The following is a 19517-nucleotide window of genomic DNA, read 5'->3' as shown; positions in this document are numbered from 1 at the left end:
GGGCGCCGCCCCCACCTCACCGCGCCCCGCCTCCGCACCCGCCCCGCCTCACCGAGCGATCGGGTTCGCCAGCGTGCCCGCGTAGATCAGCGACGACGACTGCGCCGCCAGATCGACCATCTGCCGGGCGTCGCGCAGCTGCAGCCGGTTGAGGCACGAGTGGTCGAACCGGTCGACGCGCAGGTCGAGCGCGTCGGCCAGCGCCGGGTGCTCGTCGGCGTGCCGGTCGACGCACTCCGCGACGAGCCGCCAGAACTCGCGGGCCGGCAGCACCCCGTCGTCGTCGAGGGCCGCCGCTAGGTAGCGGAACACCCCGTCGAAGACGTCGGTGAACACGGCCAGCGCCTTCTCGCGGTCGTCGACGGGCTGCACGATGCGCTCGACCAGGGGCGGCACGTCGCGGGGAGCCAGCAGCACGACCTCCTCGCCGATGTCCTTCATGAACACCGCCGTCGGCACGTGCCTCTCGAGCACCAGGATGAGATTCTCGCCGTGCGGCATGAACGCCAGCTCGTGGGCGCGGAGGCAGTGCACGACCGGTCGCAGGTACGCGTGCAGATACGAGCGCACCCAGTCCGCGGCGCGCATCCCCGACGCCCGTACGAGCGCCGACGCCAGCAGCCCGCCCGCCGCATCGCGGTGCAGCAGCCCCGCCATCGTCATGAGCCTCTCGCCCGGGGCGGTCAGCGGCACCGGGCTCTCCCGCCAGAGCGCCGCGATCATCTTGCGCTGCGGCGACGGGGTCGTGGTGCGGTGGTAGGCGTCGCCGGTGTAGCCGACGGAGGCGCGCTCCCTCAGGATCCGGAACCGCGCCTCCTGCAGGGTCGCATCGTCGGCGACGAGCCCGTGCACCCAGTCGTTGATCGCGGGCGTCGGCCGCATGTAGGCGGGCGACAGCCCCCGGAGGAACCCCATGTTCTGGATCGCCAGCGCCGTCTTCACGTAGGCCCGCTCGGGGTGCGACCGGTTCGCGAGCGTGCGGATCGACTGCTGCGCCTGGTAGTCGTCGTCGCCCTCGCCGAGCAGCACGAGGTCGCGCCGGGCGACGTCGGTCGCGAAGGTGATCGCGACGCGGTGCTGCCACTGCCAGGGGTGCACGGGCAGGTAGTGGTAGTCGGCCGGGTCGAGGCCCTTGGCGGCCAGGGTCGCGGCGAACCGCGCGAGGGTCCGCTCGCCGAGCTCGGCGCCGAGCAGCGTCTGCTCGTCGAGCCCGTCGCCGAGCGCGAGATGCGTGCCCGACCGGCGGGCGGCCAGCCAGACGAGGCGGATCGGGGCCGCGGTCTCGGGTGCGTAGGCGCGGAACTCGTCGAGCCCGAAGCCGATCCGCCCGTTCGCGGCGACGAACGCCGGGTGGCCCTCCGTCATCGCCGCCTCGATGGTCTGGAAGTCGGCCGTGGTCAGCTGCTCGGCCGTGGGGCCGCCCTGCAGGCGCTTCGCGGCCGCGCTCGCGAGCGTCGACGAGAGCTCCTCGAGGTAGACGGCCATCAGCTCGTCGGGCAGCCCCAGCACGCTCTGCAGCTCGGCGATCAGCTCGAGCGCGTCGAGCTCGGCGGGTGCTCCGTCGATCTCGCGCGCGACGCTCGGCTCGTCGACCACCCAGTGCTCGAGCTCGTGAACCCGGGCGCGGAACCGGTAGACGACGACCGGGCGCGCCGACGCCGCCCCCACCGAGGAGGCGCGGGTCGGGTCGCCGGGGCCGCCCACCCCCTCGACGGTCAGCGACCACCACCCGCCGCCCTCGTCGTGCGGGGCGACGAGTCGCTCGTGCGAGAACTCGGACAGCGACTTGGCGACCAGGTGCCGGTGGGCCCAGCCCATCGGCCCGGGTGCGAGGTGGGCGGCCGCGGCGTCGTCGCGGGTGAGCACCGACAGCCGTGCGCGCTTGTCGGGCAGATCGACGTCGCCGACCGCGCGGAACCCGACCTCGTCGTTCTTCACGGCGATGCGGATGTTCTCGACGTCGGGCTCCACCACGATCCGCCGCGCGTCGAGCCGCTCGAACACGAAGCGCACCACCGTCGCCATGATCGCCGACGTGAGACCCGGCACCCGCTGCTCGGGCGGCGGCGCCGGCGCGACGAGCAGGTGCATCCCCACGTCGCCCGGCTCGGCGTCGTGCACCTCGGTCAGCAGCACGTGGGCCGGATCGTAGGTCTCGACGAAGAACATCGGCTCGCCGTCGACGCGGCCGAGCCAGGCGTCCTGGTGCGGGTCGGCGGTCACCGCGGCGACGTACCGGCGCACCTCGTCGGTGCTGACCCCGACCATGCCCCACGACTCCGACGCCGGGTGCGACAGCCAGCGACGCAGCGGCACGGCGAACGGCTCGGGGTCGAACGGCTCGAGGGTGACCAGACCGCAGGAGGCGCGGTGCGAGAACGGCGCGACCCGCGCCTCCTCGGCGACGACGGGCGGGGCGGTGAGGACGCTCATCGGGCGACCTCCCCGGTGGGCAGGCCGAAGGTCTGGAAGACCGTGCGGCGTTCGACGGCGTAGACCTCGCGACCGGTGATCGCCGCGATGATGCTCGAGGCGCGCCAGGCCGCGAAGCCCAGGTCGGGGGCCGTGAGGCCGTGGGTGTGCTCCTCGGCGTTCATGACGAGGAGGCGGCCGGCGCCGGTGGCGTCGATCGAGTAGTCGCGGGCGACGGCGAGGCGGCCCCGCCCGTCGCGGGCCACCCGGTCGCCGAGCGGATCGAGGAACCCCGGCACGCGCGGCGCGTACCCCGTCGCGAGCACGAGCGCGGCGGTCTCGCGCAGGGTCGTCGTGCTGAGCTGGGCGTGCCGCAGGGTCAGGGTGAAGACCTCGCGGTCGGCGTGCCACTCGGCGGCGACGAGCTCGGTCTCGGTCAGCAGGGTCGTGTCGAGCGGGCCCGCGAGGGTGAGCCGGTAGAGCGTCTCGTGGATGTCGTCGACCAGCTCGCCGCTGATGCCCTTGTAGAGGCTGCGCTGCTCGCGACCCAGCCGATCGCGCTCGTCGGGCGGCAGCGCGTGGAAGTGGTCGGTGTACTCGGGGCTGGTCAGCTCGAGCGTGAGCTTCGTGTACTCCATCGGGAAGAACCGGGGCGAGCGGGTGACCCAGTCGAGGCGGTGACCGGTCTGCGGCGCGGACGCCGCGCCTCCTCGGGTCGTGTCGAGGAGGTCGCGGTAGATCTCGGCGGCGGACTGCCCGCTGCCGACGATCGTGACCGAGTCGGCGTCGCGCAGCCGCTCGCGCTCGCGGAGGTAGCTGGCGCTGTGCACGACGGGGCCCTCCAGCCCGCGGACGGCGTCGGGGAGGCGCGGCTCGGTGCCGATGCCGAGCACGACGTGCCGGGTGCGCCACGCCTCGCGCTCTCCGGTGGCGGTGCGCTCGGCCTCGACCAGCAGGGTGCCGTCGTCGAGCTCGGTGACCGCGGTGACGCGCCGTCCCCAGCGCAGGGTGTCGAGCTGATCGGCGACCCAGCGGCAGTAGGCGTCGTACTCGGCACGCAGCGGGTAGAAGCTCTCGCGGATGTAGAACGCGTAGAGACGACCGGTTGCCTTGAGGAACGCCAGGAACGAGAAGCGCGAGGTCGGATCGGCCATCGTCACGAGATCGGCCAGGAACGGCACCTGGATCGTCGCGCCCTCGATCATCATCCCCGGATGCCAGCGGAACCCGTCGGCGGCGTCGACGAAGACGGCGTCGAGATCGTCGAGCGGATCGGTGAGCGCGGCGAGACCGAGACCGAAGGGGCCGATGCCGATGCCGACGAGGTCGTGGACGTGGTCGGCGGTGCGTGCGGCGGTCATCGGGCCGACCCCTCGGTGGTCGGCGCGGTGGCGGCGAGGTCGTCGCTCTCAAGCAGGGCGGCCGAGGAGGCGCGGATCAGGTCGAGCACGTCCGTCACGTCGGTGAGACGCGACTCGGGATCCAGCAGCGTCAGCTTGAGGCAGGGGCGCCCGTCGACGACGGTCTTGGCGACGACGGCCCGACCCGACTCGAACAGCACCCGACGGACGAGCGGCACGAGCCGGTCGGCGGTCTCGTCGTCGACGTGCGACGGCTGCCAGCGGAACAGCACCGTGCTGAGCTGGGTCTCGGCGAGCAGATCGAACTCGTCGTCGTCGCGGAGGACCCCGTGCACCTCGGCGGCCAGGTCGACGACGCGGTCGACCAGCGCGCCGACCTCGTCGGCGCCGAGGGCGCGGAGGGTCGCCCAGAGCTTCAGCGCGTCGAAGCGGCGGGTGGTCTGCAGAGACTTCGCGACCTGGTTCGGCTCGGGGTCGGCGAGCGGGTTGAGGTAGTCGGCGTGCCAGGCGACCGGGTCGAGGTCGCGGCCGTCTCGCACGACGATCGCGCTCGACGACACCGGCTGGAAGAACGTCTTGTGGAAGTCGACCGTCACCGAGCGGGCGCGCTCGATGCCGTCGAGCAGCCGCCGACGGGTGGGCGACACCAGCAGGCCCCCGCCGTAGGCGGCGTCGACGTGCAGCCAGACGCCGGTGCGGTCGCAGACGTCGGCGATGGCCGCGAGCGGGTCGATGCAGCCGCGGTCGGTGGTGCCGGCCGTCGCGACGACGGCGATCGGCAGATGCCCGGCCTGCACGAGCGCGTCGAGCGTGACGTCGAGGGCGTCGGGGCGCATCCGCCCGGCTCCATCGGTGGGGACGGTGACCACGGCGTCGTCGCCGAGACCGAGCAGACGCGTCGACTTCTGCACGCTGAAGTGGCTCTCGGCCGTGGCGATCACGACCATGCGGGCCAGCAGATCGTGCAGCGACGGGGAGCGCGGGGCGGAGCGGCGGCCGGGGGCCTCCTGCTGCTGGACCCGCGCCTCCTCGGCTCGGGCCTCGGCTCGGGCCGTCGCGGTGGCGCGCTCACGGGCGAGGAGGAGCGCGTGCAGGTTCGACTGCGTGCCTCCCGAGGTGAAGACGCCGTCTCGGGTCGCCGGGTCGAAGCCGATGCGGCCCGCGGTCCAGTCGACGAGTCGGCGCTCGATCAGGGTGCCGACGGCGGACTGGTCGTAGGTGTCGACCGACGGATTGATCGCGGCGAGCACCGCCTCGGCGGCGACCGCGGGGATCGCGACCGGGCAGTTGAGATGCGACTGGTAGGCCGGGTCGTGGAACCAGACGGCGTTCGCGGCGAAGAGCTCGTCGACCTCGCGGAGGGCGTCGGCCGTGCCGGTGCCGGGGGCGTCGAGGTCGACCGCGTCGACGCGGCGCTGCAGCTCGGCGCGGCTCTCGCCCGAGAAGGGCTGCCGGGTGGTGCGGAAGCGGTGCGCGAGACGGTCGACGACGGCGGTCGTCTCGGCGGCGTAGGCATCGACGGTGGAGGCGTTCAGCAGATCGGACACGGGGCTCCCGGTGGTGCGTGGACGCCGTCAGGCTCTCTGACGGCGCCGCCCAGGTTAGGTAAGGCTCACCTAAGTGTCAAGCGCGGAACAGGGCTGCTGCGGCGTGTCGCGGGATGATGAAACCGGCTCATGATCAGGGGTTCAGGTGATGTCCTCCGAAAGGGCGACGAAGGGGTGCGCACGGGGTCAGACGGCTGTGACCTCCAGCAGCACGAGGCTCTCGGGGAACAGCACCGGCGCCTGCACCCCGCCGAGGCGGAGGGCGCGCCCCGGCACGACCACGCCCTCGACGGCCCACGTCAGCGCCGACTGCCCGGGCCCGCCGAGGGCTCCGGTCGGCTCGGCCAGCGCGACGCGGTACATCCGCTCGTCGTCGAGGCCGGGCAGGGTCATCGGCCCGGGCGGGTAGCTGGCGCTCGCCGTCACCTGCGTGAACGTGTAGAGCGCATGCCGCCGGTCGGGCGACACGACGCCGCGCAGGTCCATCGACCCGTCGGGCAGGTCGGCGTGCACGGCGGTGCCGTGGTGCAGCAGCTCGCGGTGGCGCTTGTGGGTCGCCACCCAGCTCGTCAGCTCCGCCTCGACCTCGGGGTCGAGGCTCGAGATGTCCCACTCGATGCCGAAGTGCCCGGGCAGCGCGACGCCCGCGCGCAGCGACAGGTCGTGGCGGCGTCCGGTCGAGTGCGACCTGGGGCCGCTGACATGGGCGCCCATCAGCTCGTAGGGCACCAGCAGGTTCGTGTACTTCTGGATCGTCAGGCGCTCGATCGGGTCGATGCAGTCGCTCGCCCAGATCCGATCGGTCCGGGCGAGGATCCCGAGGTCGACCCGCGCTCCACCCGATGCGCAGCTCTCGATCTCGACCGCAGGGTGCCGGCGGCGCAGCTCGTCGAGCAGTGCGTACAGCGCGACGACGTTCTCGTGGACCGCGGGGTGCGCGGGCGACCCGGCCCCCGCCTCCATCAGGTCCCGGTTGTGATCCCACTTCAGGTAGGCGATGTCGTTCTCGCGCAGCAGCGAGTCGAGGCGCTCGAGCAGGTAGGCCGACACGTCGGGGTTCGACAGGTCGAGCACCTGCTGCTGGCGCCCGGACATCGCCAGGCGCGGGCCCGGCCCGAGGATCCACTCGGGGTGCGCACGGGCCAGGTCGGAGTCGGGGCTGACCATCTCGGGCTCGACCCACAGGCCGAACTGCAGACCGAGTCCGGTGACGTGCTCGATGATCGGGGCGAGGCCGTCGGGCCAGACCTCGTCGTCGACGTACCAGTCGCCGAGCGCCGACGTGTCGTCGCGGCGACCGCGGAACCAGCCGTCGTCGAGCACGAAGCGCTCGGCGCCGACCCGCGCCCCGGCGTCGGCCAGGGCGCTCAGGCGGGCGAGGTCGTGGTCGAAGTAGACGGCCTCCCAGGTGTTGAGGGTGACGGGCCGCGTCGACGACGGATGCTGCGGACGGGAGCGCAGGAGGCGGTGGTACCGACCCGAGAGCTCGGTCAGCCCGTCGCCCCACGAGCCGAGCGCCTCGGGGGTCTCGTAGCTCTCGCCCGGGCCGAGTCGGACCTCGCCGGGGGCGAGCAGCTCGGACACCCGGGTGACGACCGCGCCGGCGATCGTCTTCTCGACGCCGACACGGTGGTTGCCGCTCCAGGCGAGGTGGACGGCGTGGACGAGACCGCGCTCGAAGCCGAAGCCGGGGGTGCCGGCGGCGAGCACGAGGGTGGCGTCGGCCCCGGGGCGGCCGCGGCGGCTCTCGCGGTCGTAGCGCCCGACCGTCAGGGCGTGCCGCTGAGGGGTGCGCTCGCGCAGGTGGCGACCCGTGGTGTCGAGCACCTCGCCGGCGGTGTGCGGCAGCGGGAAGCTCGCGGCGAGCTCGTGCAGGTCGTAGACGTCGTCGCCGGTGTTCGTCAGGCGGAGGGTCTGGTGCAGCAGGCCGTGCTCGTCGAGCCGCAGGTCGACGCCCAGACGGAGGCCCGCGTCGGCGTCGGCGGCATCGACGGTGAGCGCGGTGGCGGTGCGCGCCGCGTTGACGGAGGCATCGGGGGAGACGGCGTCGGTGTCGGCATCGGTCTCGGTCTCGGTGACGGTGAACGCCGGTGCGAACGCCGCGCCCGCGCGACTGCCGATCAGGCCCGGTGTGCCCTGCCAGCCGTCGTGCTCGAGCGGCAGCACCGTCAGGCGCGCGGGGTGGTCGAGACCACCCGAGACGCGCTGGGGGCGGGCCGATGCGACCAGGCCGACCAGCGCCTCCTCCGAGATGTCGCCGAGATCGGGGCCCCAGTAGACGATGCCGGGCAAGGCGCCACGGGGGACGTCGAGCACGACGCTCGTGCCGCCGAGCCGGAGGTGCAGGGCAGGGGTCGAGTCGTCGTCGCGTCGTCGCATGGATTATTTCTATGGCGAAACGAATAGGCGTGTCAAGTCACAGGCTCATGCCGCATCTGGCGAGAACATGCTTGTGCCTAACGAATGTTAGTCATATCGTCTTATCTCACGACGAAGGGAATGATTCATGGGAGATCACGGTGTTCAGGGCATGGGCGACCCTGTTCGAGAAGAAGAACCCGGTCGCGTCACGAGGCGCTTCCCATTGCCGGGGCTCGCGGCATCGGTGCTCGCCCTCCTGCTGGTGGGATGCAGCTCGGGTCCGCCAGCGGACGTCGATCTGACGACCGTGGAATGGTCGGCGATGTCGCGGCAGCAGCAGGATGCCGTGACCGACGGCGTCGTCACCGAGCGCGAGTACACGGCTGGCTACGAGGCGTACGTGTCGTGCCTCGCTGATCGCGGATACGAGGTCGAGGAGCTCGGTCGCCCCTCGACCGTCTATCAGTTCGGTGTTCCCGATGCCGCGGTCGTCGAGGGTGCCGACGGCGACTGCTACGAGTCGCATTTCCGTCATGTCGACGACGGTTGGCAGATCGCGCATCCGTGGCGCTCTGGCTGACGCCGGTGTCGGCTGCGAAGGGTTCGGTCACGGACGGAGACGTCGCGCGTGGCGTCCCCCTTATGGGGGGCTCGATACCCACGAGTATCGACTGCTATCTTCTGAACCGACGGCGGTGTAGCCACGCGGATATCCGGCCCGAACCGGATGTCCTCCCCCTGCGTGACGCCCGCCCGACGATCTGCACGACCCTCGAACCCCCGCGAGGTCGTGAGCTCGGATCGACGGGCACTCGCCGTCCGTGGCGGTCGCCGCCGAGAAGGGCCTTACCCACCCGCTCGGCGGCGCCGCACACCCTCACTCGACGCTGCGAGCCCGCGAGAGGCGGGCGTCAGTCGCGGCGGTGCAGCACCCGCTCGAGCAGCTCGAGGTCGATCTTGACGTGCTCGCGCGCGATGCCCGCCGCCTCCGTCGCCCGACCGCCGCAGATCGCGTCGACCAGCGCCTCGTGATCGCCGAGCGCCCGCAGCTCCATCTCGCGCATGCCGTCGGGGCCGCCCCAGAGGTGGGCCGGCGCCGCGATGCTGACCCGCGCCTCCAGGGCGAAGAGGACCTCGCGCAGCGTCGTGTTGTGCGCCGCCTCGGCGATCGCCACGTGCAGCAGGGCGTCGGCCCGCTGCGACGCCCGGCCCGACTCGGCTTCGCGGTAGCCCTCGAGGCGCTCGCGCAGCTCGGCGGCGTCGGCGGGCGTGTGGTTCTCGGCGGCGGCCTCGGCGATCGTCCCGTGCAGTCGCCCGATCGCCTCGCTCGTGTCGCTGAGGTCCGCCCAGCGCGCCCCGAGGGTCCGCTGCGCGATGGCGTCGGACGACGTCGTGTGCTGCTCGCGGACGAACGACCCGCCACCGCGCCCGCGCTGGGTCTCGATCATGCCCTGCTCGACGAGTCGGGCGAGCGCGGCCCGGACGGTCATGCGCCCGGCGCGCAGCGATGCGGCGAGGTCGCGCTCGGGAGGGAGGCGCTGGCCGGGCAGGTACTCGCCGGTCGCGATGGCGGTCACCAGCCGGTCGGTCACGTCGTCGACGCGGCTCGACGACTCGACGGGCGCGGCGAGGGCGCCGGCGGGGGCGGAGGGGGCGCTGTCGGACGCCCCGGACGCCCCGGGCGCCCCGGCGTCGGCGGCCTCGCGTGGCGTCATGCGTCGACCCTCCCGAGCGGCGTTTGTTACACCCACGTTAAGTCATCGGCAAAGGTCTAGGCGCGAGACCTTTACGTGACGCACACTGTCCCGCATGTCGACGAGCACCTCCTCCACCCTCCCGTTCCGCGACGGCGTCACCTGGTACCAGGTCACGACCCCCGACCGCCCGACGCCGGGCGCGCTGCCCCTGATCGTGCTGCACGGCGGCCCGGGCATGGCCCACGACTACCTCCGCAACCTCGCGGCGCTCGCCGACGAGACCGGTCGCACCGTCGTGCACTACGACCAGTTCGGCTGCGGCCGCAGCAGCCACCGCCCCGACGCCCCCGTCGAGACCTGGAGCCCCGCCCTGTTCGTCGCCGAGTTCGACGCGGTCGTCGCGCACCTCGGGTTCGAGCGGTTCCACGTGCTCGGCCAGTCGTGGGGAGGCATGCTCGGCGCCGAGATCGCCGTGCGCCAGCCCGCGGGTCTCGCGGGTCTCGCGATCTGCAACTCGCCCGCCTCGATGCAGCTCTGGGTCGAGGGCGCGGACGAGCTGCGGGCGCTGCTGCCGGTCGACGTGCAGGAGGCGCTGGAGCGTCACGAGGATGCGGGCACCACCACGGACCCGGAGTACCTCGCCGCGACGCAGGTGTTCTACGAGCGGCACGTCTGCCGCGTCGTCCCCATGCCTCAGGACTTCGTCGACAGCGAGGCGCAGATGGAGGCCGAGCCCACCGTCTATCACACGATGAACGGGCCCAACGAGTTCCACGTCATCGGCACGATGCGCGACTGGAGCATCGTCGACCGGCTACCCCGCGTCACCGCCCCCACCCTCGTGGTCGCCGGCGAGCACGACGAGGCGACCCCGGCCACCTGGCAGCCGTTCGTCGACGGCATCGCCGACGTGCGCTCGCACGTCTTCGCCGGCGCGAGCCACTGCTCGCACCTCGAGCAGCCCGAGGAGTTCCGAGCCGTCGTCGCCGAGTTCCTCGCGGCGCACGACGCGGCCTGACCCGCGCCGCGCCTCCCGACCCGCGCCTCCTGACCGAGCCGACCCGCACCTCCCCGGCTCCACCCCCGCATCCCACCCGAGCGAGAGAGCACACCATGTCCACTGGAACGACGACCGGCACCCCCGGCGGCGAGCTGAGCAACCAGCAGCAACTCGAGCAGTACGGCTACAAGCAGGAGCTGAAGCGGTCGGTCACGACCGTCGACCTGCTCATCTACGGCCTGATCTTCATGGTGCCGATCGCGCCCTGGGCCATCTTCGGCACCGTCTACAACGCCTCGTCGGGCATGGTGCCGCTGGTCTACCTGATCGGCCTCGTCGCGATGATCTTCACGGCGCTCGCCTACGCGCAGATGGCGAAGTCGATCCCGCTCGCCGGTTCGGTGTTCTCGTACGTCGGTCGCGGCATCCACCCCATCGCCGGGTTCTTCGCCGGCTGGGCGATCCTGCTCGACTACCTGCTCGTGCCGACGCTGCTGTACGTGTTCGCCGCCGAGTCGATGATCGGGATCTTCCCCGGGAGCGCCCGGTGGATGTGGGCGCTGATCTTCGTCGCGATCAACACCGCGATCAACCTGCTCGGCATCAGCTCGATCAAGCTGATGAACCGGGTGTTCCTGGCCATCGAGGTCGTCTTCGTCGTGATCTTCGTCATCATCGCGGTCATCGCGCTGAACGACGGCACGATCCCCGGCGCCGAGTTCACCGCCGACCCGATCTGGGACTCCAGCAAGGTCACCGCGCCGCTCATCGCGTCGGCGCTGTCGATCGCGGTGCTGAGCTTCCTGGGCTTCGACGGCATCTCGACGCTGTCGGAGGAGAGCACCGGCAAGCGCGGCGGAGCGGGCAAGGCCATGATCATCGCCCTGGTGATCGTCGCCACGCTCTTCGTCGTGCAGACCTGGCTCGCCAGCGCCCTCGCCGCCGGTCGCGACTCCTTCGGGAAGGACGAGGTCGGCAACGCGTTCTTCTCGCTGGTCGAGGCGGCGTCGAGCAGCGGCTGGTCGACGGCGTTCCTGGTCGTCAACGTGCTCGCGATCGGCATCGCCAACGCGATGGCCGCGCAGGCCGCCACCTCGCGTCTGCTCTTCTCGATGAGCCGCGACCGTCAGCTGCCCGCGTTCCTGTCCACCATCAACAGCCGCCAGGTGCCGCAGGCCGCCATCCTGCTCGTCTCGGCGCTGTCGGCCGTGCTCGTGCTGTTCTTCGTCGGCCAGATCGACCTCATCGCGTCACTGGTGAACTTCGGCGCCCTGTTCGGCTTCATGCTGCTGCACGTCTCGGTCGTCGTGCACTACGTCGTCAAGAGGAAGTCGCGCAACTGGCTGCTGCACCTCGTCGTGCCCGTCATCGGGTTCCTCATCATCGGCTACGTGCTCGTGAACGCCGCCCCCGAGGCCAAGATCGGCGGACTCGTCTGGCTCGTGCTCGGCGCAGGCGTGTTCCTCTACTACCGGAGCCGAGGAGGCGCGGCGCCGGTCATCCCGTCCGGTGCCGACCACGGTGCGACGCCGGCCACGGCCGCACCCGCCGCCGACTCCGAACGGCACGACGCATGAGCGGGGTGGAGGCGACCGCCTCGGGGGCCGGCGGGGGCGCGGGCGACCCGACCCGCGCCTCCTCGGCGGCGCGTGTCGACGGCGTCGACCACTTCCTGGGCAAGGAGCACGGGCGCCCCGGCTTCACCGCCGACGTCGAGCCCGCCCTGCGGATCACCCCCGGCACGGGCGAGCGCATCGGCTTCGAGACCAGCGACGCCGTCTACGCCGAGCTGCACGAGCACCGCGACCTCGCGAAGCTGTCGGTGCCGATCAACCCCGTCACCGGCCCCGTCTACGTCGAAGGTGCGATGCCCGGCGACGCGCTCGCCGTGACCGTGCACGAGATCCGGCTCGTGGCGCACGGCTGGTCCGTCGCACTGCCCGGGTCGGGCGCACTGCAGCACGTGATGGGCGACGAGATGTTCACGCGCCGCGTGCCCATCGACGACGAGGGGGTGCACGTGACCGACCGGCACGTGTTCGCACCCCGGCCGATGATCGGCTGCATGGGCACCGCCCCGGCGACCGGCGAGAACTCGACGATCATGCCGGCGTACGCGCAGGGCGGCAACATGGACGTCACCGAGAACCGCGTCGGCTCGACCGTGTACCTGCCCGTCATGGTCGAGGGCGCGTACCTCTCGATCGGCGACGTGCACGCGATCATGGCCGAGGGCGAATCGTCGTTCGTCGCCATCGAGGCGGAGGGCACGGCGGTCGTGTCGATCGACGTCGTGAAGGGGCTCTCGCTGCGGGCCCCTCGGATCGAGACGGCCGACGACTGGATCTTCGTCGGACTGGGCGAGCCGGTGCAGGAGAGCATCCGGCGCGGGTACGAGGACGCGTTCTCGTTCCTGGTCGACGACCACGGCTGGACCCGCGGCGACGCCTACGCGGTGCTCAGCGCCGTCGGGCACTCACGGCTCGGCGGGCCGACGGGGTCGGGCGCCCCGGACCCGCTGCACCCGTTCGACGCGGTCGGCGCCGTGACGCTGCACCGGGTGCCGAAGAGCGTGCTGTAGCGCCCGCTGCGGCTCGGTGCTCAACTCGCGGTGTGCGCCAGGATCGAGCCGAGCAGATCGTTCGTCGGGAAGTTCGACTGGAAGACGTGCACGAACAGGTCGCCGCGCACGAAGTACGTGTCCGTGATGTCGGTCTGGTACTGCTCCGCCGTCTCCGACTTCTGGCACAGCCGGCCGCCCTGGGCGTCGCTGCAGGTCGCACCGTCGGCTGCCGCCAGAGACAGCAGGGAGGCGCTGGTCGCCTGATCGAGGCGCCCCATGGTCACGCCGAGACCGGTGATGTCGGCTCGCGGGTCGCGCCACAGGCAGTCGAGCGCGGCGGCCGAGTCGACGATCTGCACGAGGGTCGCGTCGGCAGGCGGCACGGTCGGCGTCCGGGCTCCTAACGGGGTGCCGTCGCGCCGGAGGTAGCCCTCGGGGTTCAGCGGGGTCTCGCCCATCGTCGCCGCGTAGGTCGCCGAGTCGACGATCTGCGTGCAGTCGGTGGGGATGTTCACGGGAGACGCGGCCGGCGTCTCGGAGGTCGTCGGGGTCGGGGTCGCCGCGCCGGTCGGCGTCGGGCTCGACTCAGGCGGAGCGGTGGGCGTCGCCGTCTCGCCGTCGTCGGGAGTCGCGCCGGCGCTGGTGCTCATGCTCGGGGTCGGGCTCGGCGTCGTGCCCCCGGACGGGCCGCCGGCGCATCCGGCCAGAGACAGCACGACGAGCGCCGAGGCTCCGAGGGTGTGCAGAGTGCGTGCGCGTGTCATGACGGATCCGTTCCCCAGGGGCCCGTGAGATCGGGCTCGCACCACCGTATTGACGAACGCGCAGCTGGCTCGTCAGTCGCGGGGATGAGTTCGCCTGCGCCGAGTCACGATCGCATCACGCCGCTGTGCGCCCTCGCGTGACGTCGGGTCGGGTCAGGCGAGGTCGGCGAAGAGGGCGGAGACGAACTCGGTGCGCTCGACCATGCCGGCCAGGCTGATCCACTCGTGGCGGGCGTGCGCCCCGCCGCCGACGCCGCCCACCCCGTCGAGCACGGCGCAGCCGAGGGCCGCGGCGAAGTTGCCGTCGCTCGCCCCGCCGACCGAGACCTCGCGCAGCTCGAACCCGAGCGTCGCGGACACCCGGGCGGCCCGCTCGTACAGGGCCGCCGTGACCGGGGTGCGCTCCATCGGAGGGCGGTTCCAGCCGCCGGTGACCTGCACCCGGGCGTTCGGGTCGTGGGGGGCGAGGTCGGCCAGCACCTGCTCGATGCGGGTCACCTCGGACGCCGACGTGACGCGCACGTCGACCGAGGCCCGGGCGTGGCCGGCCTTCACGTTGGTGCGGGTGCCGCCCTGCACGATGCCCACGTTGAGCGAGGTGCCGGCGTCGATGTCGGCCGCGGAGTGCAGCTGGAGGATGATCCGCGCCATCTCGTCGATCGCGCTCGCGCCCGACCGCGGGTGCAGCCCCGCGTGCACCTCGACGCCGAACGTCTCGACCTCGAAGATGCCGACTCCCTTGCGGGCCGTCTTGACCGCTCCTTCGGCGGCGGACTCGAAGACCAGCACCGCGCCTCCTCGGCCGACCTCGGCCTCGATGACCGGCCGCGAGGCGATGCTGCCGACCTCCTCGTCGCCGTTCAGCACGATGCGGACGCCCGGCCGCGGCAGACCGAGCCGATCGGAGACCGCGATGGCGTGACCGAGCTGGATCAGCCCGGACTTCATGTCGAAGACGCCGGGCCCGGTCATGACGTCGCCGTCGATCGTCACCGGCCAGTCGGCGAGAGTGCCCTCCGACCACACCGTGTCGTAGTGGCAGAGCGCGCTGACCCACTCGGCGGAGCCCGTGGGCGAGGGGTACTCGAGCGTGACCGAGTCGCCGTAGCCCTCGACGACGCGCACCCGTCGGGCGGCGGCCGGGCCGGCGGTCGCCGTCAACCAGGACTCGATCCAGGCGAGGCCGACCGCGAGCAGGTCGACGTCGTCGGACGGCGTCTCGAGGGAGGCGTACGCCACGAGGTCCGCGATCATCCGATCGTGACGCGCCTCGACCTCGGATCGGAGGGCGGACGGGTCGATGGTGTCGTCGTTCACGGTGCGGTTCTCCTCCGGCGCTGCAGTGTCGGACCTCGACGCTACAGTGACGACGACCCACCGGCACCGCTGAGAAGGAGACCCGTGCTGATCCTGCACACGAGCGACTGGCATCTCGGTCGCACGCTGCACGGCGTCGATCTGCACGAGCACCAGTCCGCGTTCGTCGACCACCTCGTCGAGCTCGTCCGCGATCGCGGCGTCCGGGTCGTCGTCGTGGCGGGCGACGTGTACGACCGGGCGGTGCCCGCGGTACCCAGCGTGCGCCTCCTCGGCTCGGCCCTGCAGCGGCTCAGCGAGCTGGCGACCGTCGTGCTGACGCCCGGCAATCACGACTCGGCGGTCAGGCTGGGCTTCGCGGCCGAGCTGATGCGACCCGGGCTGCACCTGCGCGCCCGGGTCGACGAGCTGGCGACACCGGTGGTCGTCGACGACGCCGACGGGCCGGTCGCGTTCTACGGGGTGCCGTACCTCGACCCCGACACCGTGCGCCACGCGCTCGCCGACGGTGCCGGCGCTGGTGCCGGTGCTGGCGACGACGGCCCGCTCGCCCGGTCGCACGAGGCGGTCGTCGCCGCCGCCATGCGACGGGTGCGCGCCGATCTCGCCGGGCGGCCAGGCACGCGGTCGGTCGTGATCGCCCACGCCTTCGTCTCAGGAGGCGCGGCGAGCGAGAGCGAGAGAGACATCCGTGTCGGCGGGGTCGACTCCGTGCCCGCGGGGGTCTTCGACGGCGTCGACTACGTCGCGCTCGGGCACCTGCACGGGGCTCAGCGCGTCGGGGCGGTCGACGCCCGACCGGTCGTCCGCTACTCGGGGTCGCCGCTGGCGTTCTCGTTCGGTGAGCGGGGGCACGTCAAGTCGTCGACGCTCGTCACCCTGGCGGCCGACGGCGGTGCCACGATCGAGACCGTGCCCACCCCCGTGCCGCGGCCCCTCGTCGAGTTCGCCGACACGATCGATCGTCTGCTCGACGGGCGGTACGACCAGCACAGCGAGGCCTGGTCGCGCATCACGGCCACCGATCCGGTGCACCCCGACCGTCTCTACGCGCGCGTCCGCGAGAGGTTCCCCAACGCCCTCGCGATCCACCACGTGCCGGTGGGCGCCGTCGACGCGCCCGCCCTGAGAGCGGTGACGGTCGAGACCGACCCGGTCGAGGTCGCCGCCGACTTCGTCGCCTTCGCCTCGGGCGCCCGGGCCGACGAACTGGAGCTCGAGATCGTCCGATCCGCGTACGAGGCGGCCAGGGCGACGGAGGGCGGCGAGTGATCCTCCATCGACTCACGCTGCGCGCCATCGGGCCGTACGCGGGCGAGCACAGCATCGACTTCGCGGCGCTCGGGGCCTCGGGCGTGTTCCTGCTCGAGGGGCCGACCGGGTCGGGCAAGTCGACGATCATCGACGCGCTCGTCTTCGCCCTCTACGGCGGTCTGGCCGGTTCGACCTCCAGCCCCGACCGGTTGCGCAGCCATCACGCCGCCCCCACGGTCGAGCCGTTCGTCGAGGTCGTCTTCGAGACCGCGGCGGGCATCCACCGGGTCAGACGGACCCCGGCCTACCGTCGACCGAAAGCCCGTGGCACGGGTACGACCCCGCAGAACCAGACCGTGACCCTCGTGCTGCTGACCTCGCCCGATGCGGTCGAGGGCACCGTCGTGTCGACCAGCGCGCAAGAGACCGGGGCCGAGATCGCGCGCATCCTGGGGCTCACCCGGCAGCAGTTCGTGCAGACCGTCGTGCTGCCGCAGGGCGAGTTCGCGGCTTTTCTGCGCTCGACCGGCGAGAAGCGCAAAGAGGTGCTGCAGTCGCTGTTCGGCACCGAGATCTACGAGAAGACGACGGCACAGCTCGTCGAGCGCCGGGTCGCCGCGCGCGCCTCGATAGCCGCCGCCGAGCGCGAGGTCGAGCTCGCGCTCGGGCGACTGCGCGAGGCGACGGGGGTCGACGACGAGGCCTTCGCCGCAGCCGCGGCGGACTTCGGGGTGCCGGGCGGGCAGCAGGGCTCAGATGGGCCGGACGGCTCAGGCGGGCCGGAGGGGCGCGACGGGTTGGGCGGTCTGGTCGCCGGGCTGGCCGCTACCGCCGTCGAGCTCGAGGGTCGGCGGGCCGCGGCGGTCGGCGATCGCGACGCGGCCCGGTCTCACCTCGACGAGCAACGGCGTCTCCAGCGGGCGCTCGAGCGACGCGCGGCGCTGCTCCGTCGCGAGGCGGCGGCCCGCGAGGTCGAAGCCGATGTGCAGGAGGCACGGGGCCGGGTCGACGACGCGCGCCGCGCCTCCTCGGTGACGGTCGCCGTCGAGGGGCTCCGCCGGGCCGACGAGCGGCTCTCGTCCGCCGTCGAGCAGGTCGGTATGGCGCGCGAGTCCGGCGACCTCGACGCCGATCTGACCGAGACGACAGACCGCGACTCGGCGGCGGCTCGACGCGACGCCCTGACGGCGGAGGCCGGGTCGTCCGCCGAGAGCGCCCGGCTCGAAGCGACCCTCGTCGACCGCCGGGCCGCTCTCGACGTGCTCGAGGCGCAGGTCGCGGCCGAGGTGGCGCGCGTCGACGAGCTCGAGCGTGCCCAGGCCGAGCTGCCCGCGGTCCGCCGAGAGCTCGAGGCGGCGCTAGGTGCGTTGACCGAGGCCGTCGTCGCCGTGGGGCCCGCCGAGGCCGCGGTGGCGGAGGGGCGCAGGCGACGTGACCTCATCGACGGGCTCGACCGCTTCGAGGACGAGCTCGACCGCGCGACCGCCGATCTGCACGAGGCGGCCCGGGTGGCTCTCGACGCCGCCGGGGTCGAGAACGACCTGCGCCGCCGCAAGATCGCCGGGATGGCGGGCGAGCTCGCGGGCGACCTCCTCGTCGGCGAGCCCTGCCCGGTCTGCGGATCCGAGCACCACCCGGCTCCGGCCGTGACCACCGCCGACCACCCCGACGACGACGCCGTCGACCGGGCGACCGACGAGCGCGTGCGCTGCGAGTCGGCCCTCGCTGCCGCCGCCGCACGTCGTTCGGTCGCCGTCGCCCGGCGAGACGAGCGGGCGACCGAACTGGGCGGCGTCACCCGTGCCGAGGTCGAGGCGGAGCTCGACGCGGCGCTGGCCCGGGTCGAGGCCGCGCGCCGCGTGGCGGGCGATCGCGACGCGGCCGCGCTCGCGCTCGACGCCCACGACGCCGAGACCGAGCGCCGACGCACCGAGCTCGAGGAGGCGCGGGTCGACACCGCCACGGCCGTCGCGCAGACGGTGGCCGACCGTCGACGACTCGACGACGACACCGCCGCCGTCGGACGGCACCTCGGGGGGCGGGCCGACAGCGTGGCGGAGCTCGTCGCGGTCATCGGGCGCCGGCACGGCGCCGTGGCGCGCCTCGTCGAGGCTCTCGACGCCCAGGCGATCGCGGTCGACGAGGTCGCGAGGCGACGCACCGACCTCGACGCGTCGCTCGCCGACGCGGGCTTCGCCGACGTCGAGGCCGTGGCCGCAGCCGTGCTGGATCGTGCCGAGGTCGGCCGGCTCGATGCCGTGATCGCGGCGCACGACCGCGAGCTCGCCGTCGTCGCCGCCGGGCTCGGCGAGCCGGAGATCGCGGGGCTCGACGACGCATCGGGCGAGGGCCTGGGCGACGATGCACGTGTCGGGGTCGAGGCCGCGGTCGAGCAACGGGTCGCCCTGGCGACCGAGCGTGCGGCGGAGACCGAGGCCGCGGCGACGTCGATCGCCGCCGAGACCGCCCGGGCGCGCGACCGGGCCGAGCGGTCGTCGGCAGCCCTCGTCGCCCTGCGGCAGGCCGCGGCCGTCGGGGACGACGCGGCGGAGCGTGCCCGGGCGATCGTGCGGATGGCCGACCTGGCCAGCGCCTCCTCGGCGGTCAACGTGAAGGGCGTGACGCTCGGCACGTACGTGCTGCTGCGGCGGTTCGACGATGTCGTCGCGGCGGCCAACGTGCGGCTGTCGGTCATGTCGAGCGGTCGGTATCAGCTCGAGTCGTCCGACGAGCGCGAGGCGACGTCGAGGTCGCGCAAGACCGGGCTGTCGCTGGCGATCCGCGACCACGCGACGGACACGACCCGCGACCCCGGCAGCTTCTCGGGCGGCGAGACGTTCTACGCGTCGCTCAGCCTCGCTCTCGGACTCGCGGACGTCGTGCAGGCCGAGGCCGGTGGGCTGCAGCTGGGCACCCTCTTCGTCGACGAGGGCTTCGGATCGCTGGACCCCACCACGCTCGACGCGGTGATGACCGAGCTGGGCAGGCTCTCAGCCGCGGGTCGGGTCGTCGGCATCGTCAGCCACGTCGACGAGCTCAAGCAGCGGATCGCCGACCGCATCGAGGTGCGCCGCCTGCCCGACGGGTCGTCGACCCTCCGCTCGACCGTCGGGGGCTGACGGCCCGCCCGCCGCGGTCGCTCCGTCGTGTGCCGTGAGATCCGGTGTCGGCGGACGCTTCCGTGCTCTGCGAGCGGGCGAGTGGCGGAGCGCCAGAGCGCCCGCCTCGGATGACGCGGATG

General features: G+C 72.8%; 13 protein-coding genes. 6 read left to right on the top strand and 7 right to left on the bottom strand.

The window, feature by feature from the left end; translation table 11 throughout:
• Nucleotides 1-48: 48 nt before the first annotated feature.
• From ACZ6JE_RS07975 to ACZ6JE_RS07960, 4 genes are all read right to left on the bottom strand, one after another.
• Nucleotides 49-2433: a GNAT family N-acetyltransferase gene (locus ACZ6JE_RS07975; protein WP_464318644.1), complete on the bottom strand. Its 2385-nt coding sequence runs from the start codon at nt 2431-2433 to the stop codon at nt 49-51.
• Nucleotides 2430-3773 carry a lysine N(6)-hydroxylase/L-ornithine N(5)-oxygenase family protein gene (locus ACZ6JE_RS07970; RefSeq protein ID WP_464318643.1) on the bottom strand — a complete coding sequence of 448 codons (1344 nt, stop codon included), beginning with the start codon at nt 3771-3773 and terminating at the stop codon, nt 2430-2432. Before ACZ6JE_RS07970 ends, ACZ6JE_RS07975 begins: the two co-directional genes overlap by 4 nt.
• Nucleotides 3770-5320, bottom strand: a complete 1551-nt coding sequence (locus tag ACZ6JE_RS07965) for a pyridoxal phosphate-dependent decarboxylase family protein (RefSeq protein ID WP_464318642.1) — start codon at nt 5318-5320, stop codon at nt 3770-3772. Before ACZ6JE_RS07965 ends, ACZ6JE_RS07970 begins: the two co-directional genes overlap by 4 nt.
• Before the next feature lie 186 nt (nt 5321-5506).
• On the bottom strand, nt 5507-7699 hold the full coding sequence (locus ACZ6JE_RS07960) for an alpha-galactosidase (protein ID WP_464318641.1): 2193 nt from the start codon (nt 7697-7699) through the stop codon (nt 5507-5509).
• A 127-nt stretch (nt 7700-7826) separates the two neighbouring features.
• Here ACZ6JE_RS07960 and ACZ6JE_RS07955 point away from each other — a divergent pair, with 127 nt between their 5' ends.
• Nucleotides 7827-8261, top strand: a complete 435-nt coding sequence (locus ACZ6JE_RS07955) for a hypothetical protein (RefSeq protein WP_464318640.1) — start codon at nt 7827-7829, stop codon at nt 8259-8261.
• A 331-nt stretch (nt 8262-8592) separates the two neighbouring features.
• Here the strand turns inward: ACZ6JE_RS07955 and ACZ6JE_RS07950 are convergent, their stop codons facing one another.
• Nucleotides 8593-9396 (bottom strand): FadR/GntR family transcriptional regulator, encoded by an 804-nt coding sequence (locus ACZ6JE_RS07950; protein WP_192060824.1) that lies wholly within the window; start codon nt 9394-9396, stop codon nt 8593-8595.
• A gap of 94 nt (nt 9397-9490) precedes the next feature.
• Between ACZ6JE_RS07950 and ACZ6JE_RS07945 the strand changes: the two genes are divergently transcribed.
• From ACZ6JE_RS07945 to ACZ6JE_RS07935, 3 genes are all read left to right on the top strand, one after another.
• Nucleotides 9491-10396, top strand: a complete 906-nt coding sequence (locus tag ACZ6JE_RS07945) for a proline iminopeptidase-family hydrolase (protein WP_464318639.1) — start codon at nt 9491-9493, stop codon at nt 10394-10396.
• Nucleotides 10397-10491: 95 nt separating this feature from the next.
• Complete coding sequence (locus tag ACZ6JE_RS07940; RefSeq protein WP_464318638.1) at nt 10492-11955, top strand: APC family permease; 1464 nt, start codon at nt 10492-10494, stop codon at nt 11953-11955.
• Nucleotides 11952-12959, top strand: a complete 1008-nt coding sequence (locus ACZ6JE_RS07935; protein WP_320479570.1) for an acetamidase/formamidase family protein — start codon at nt 11952-11954, stop codon at nt 12957-12959. The genes ACZ6JE_RS07940 and ACZ6JE_RS07935 overlap by 4 nt, the downstream gene beginning before the upstream one ends.
• A 20-nt stretch (nt 12960-12979) precedes the next feature.
• Here ACZ6JE_RS07935 and ACZ6JE_RS07930 read toward each other — a convergent pair whose 3' ends face one another.
• Nucleotides 12980-13705: a hypothetical protein gene (locus tag ACZ6JE_RS07930; protein ID WP_192060820.1), complete on the bottom strand. Its 726-nt coding sequence runs from the start codon at nt 13703-13705 to the stop codon at nt 12980-12982.
• Nucleotides 13706-13858: 153 nt separating this feature from the next.
• Nucleotides 13859-15022 carry a M20/M25/M40 family metallo-hydrolase gene (locus ACZ6JE_RS07925; RefSeq protein ID WP_464318637.1) on the bottom strand — a complete coding sequence of 388 codons (1164 nt, stop codon included), beginning with the start codon at nt 15020-15022 and terminating at the stop codon, nt 13859-13861.
• 84 nt (nt 15023-15106) lie between these two features.
• Between ACZ6JE_RS07925 and ACZ6JE_RS07920 the strand changes: the two genes are divergently transcribed.
• Together ACZ6JE_RS07920 and ACZ6JE_RS07915 are read left to right on the top strand one after the other, a co-directional pair.
• Nucleotides 15107-16294, top strand: coding sequence for a metallophosphoesterase family protein (locus ACZ6JE_RS07920; protein WP_192060819.1), 1188 nt, complete (start codon nt 15107-15109; stop codon nt 16292-16294).
• The gene (locus ACZ6JE_RS07915) at nt 16291-19395 is read left to right on the top strand and encodes an AAA family ATPase (RefSeq protein ID WP_464318636.1); all 3105 of its coding nucleotides are present in this window, start codon (nt 16291-16293) and stop codon (nt 19393-19395) included. The genes ACZ6JE_RS07920 and ACZ6JE_RS07915 overlap by 4 nt, the downstream gene beginning before the upstream one ends.
• Nucleotides 19396-19517 lie beyond the last annotated feature (122 nt).

Source organism: Frigoribacterium sp. AC759 (genome assembly GCF_979256015.1).
This window is presented reverse-complemented; position numbering and strand designations above follow the sequence as displayed.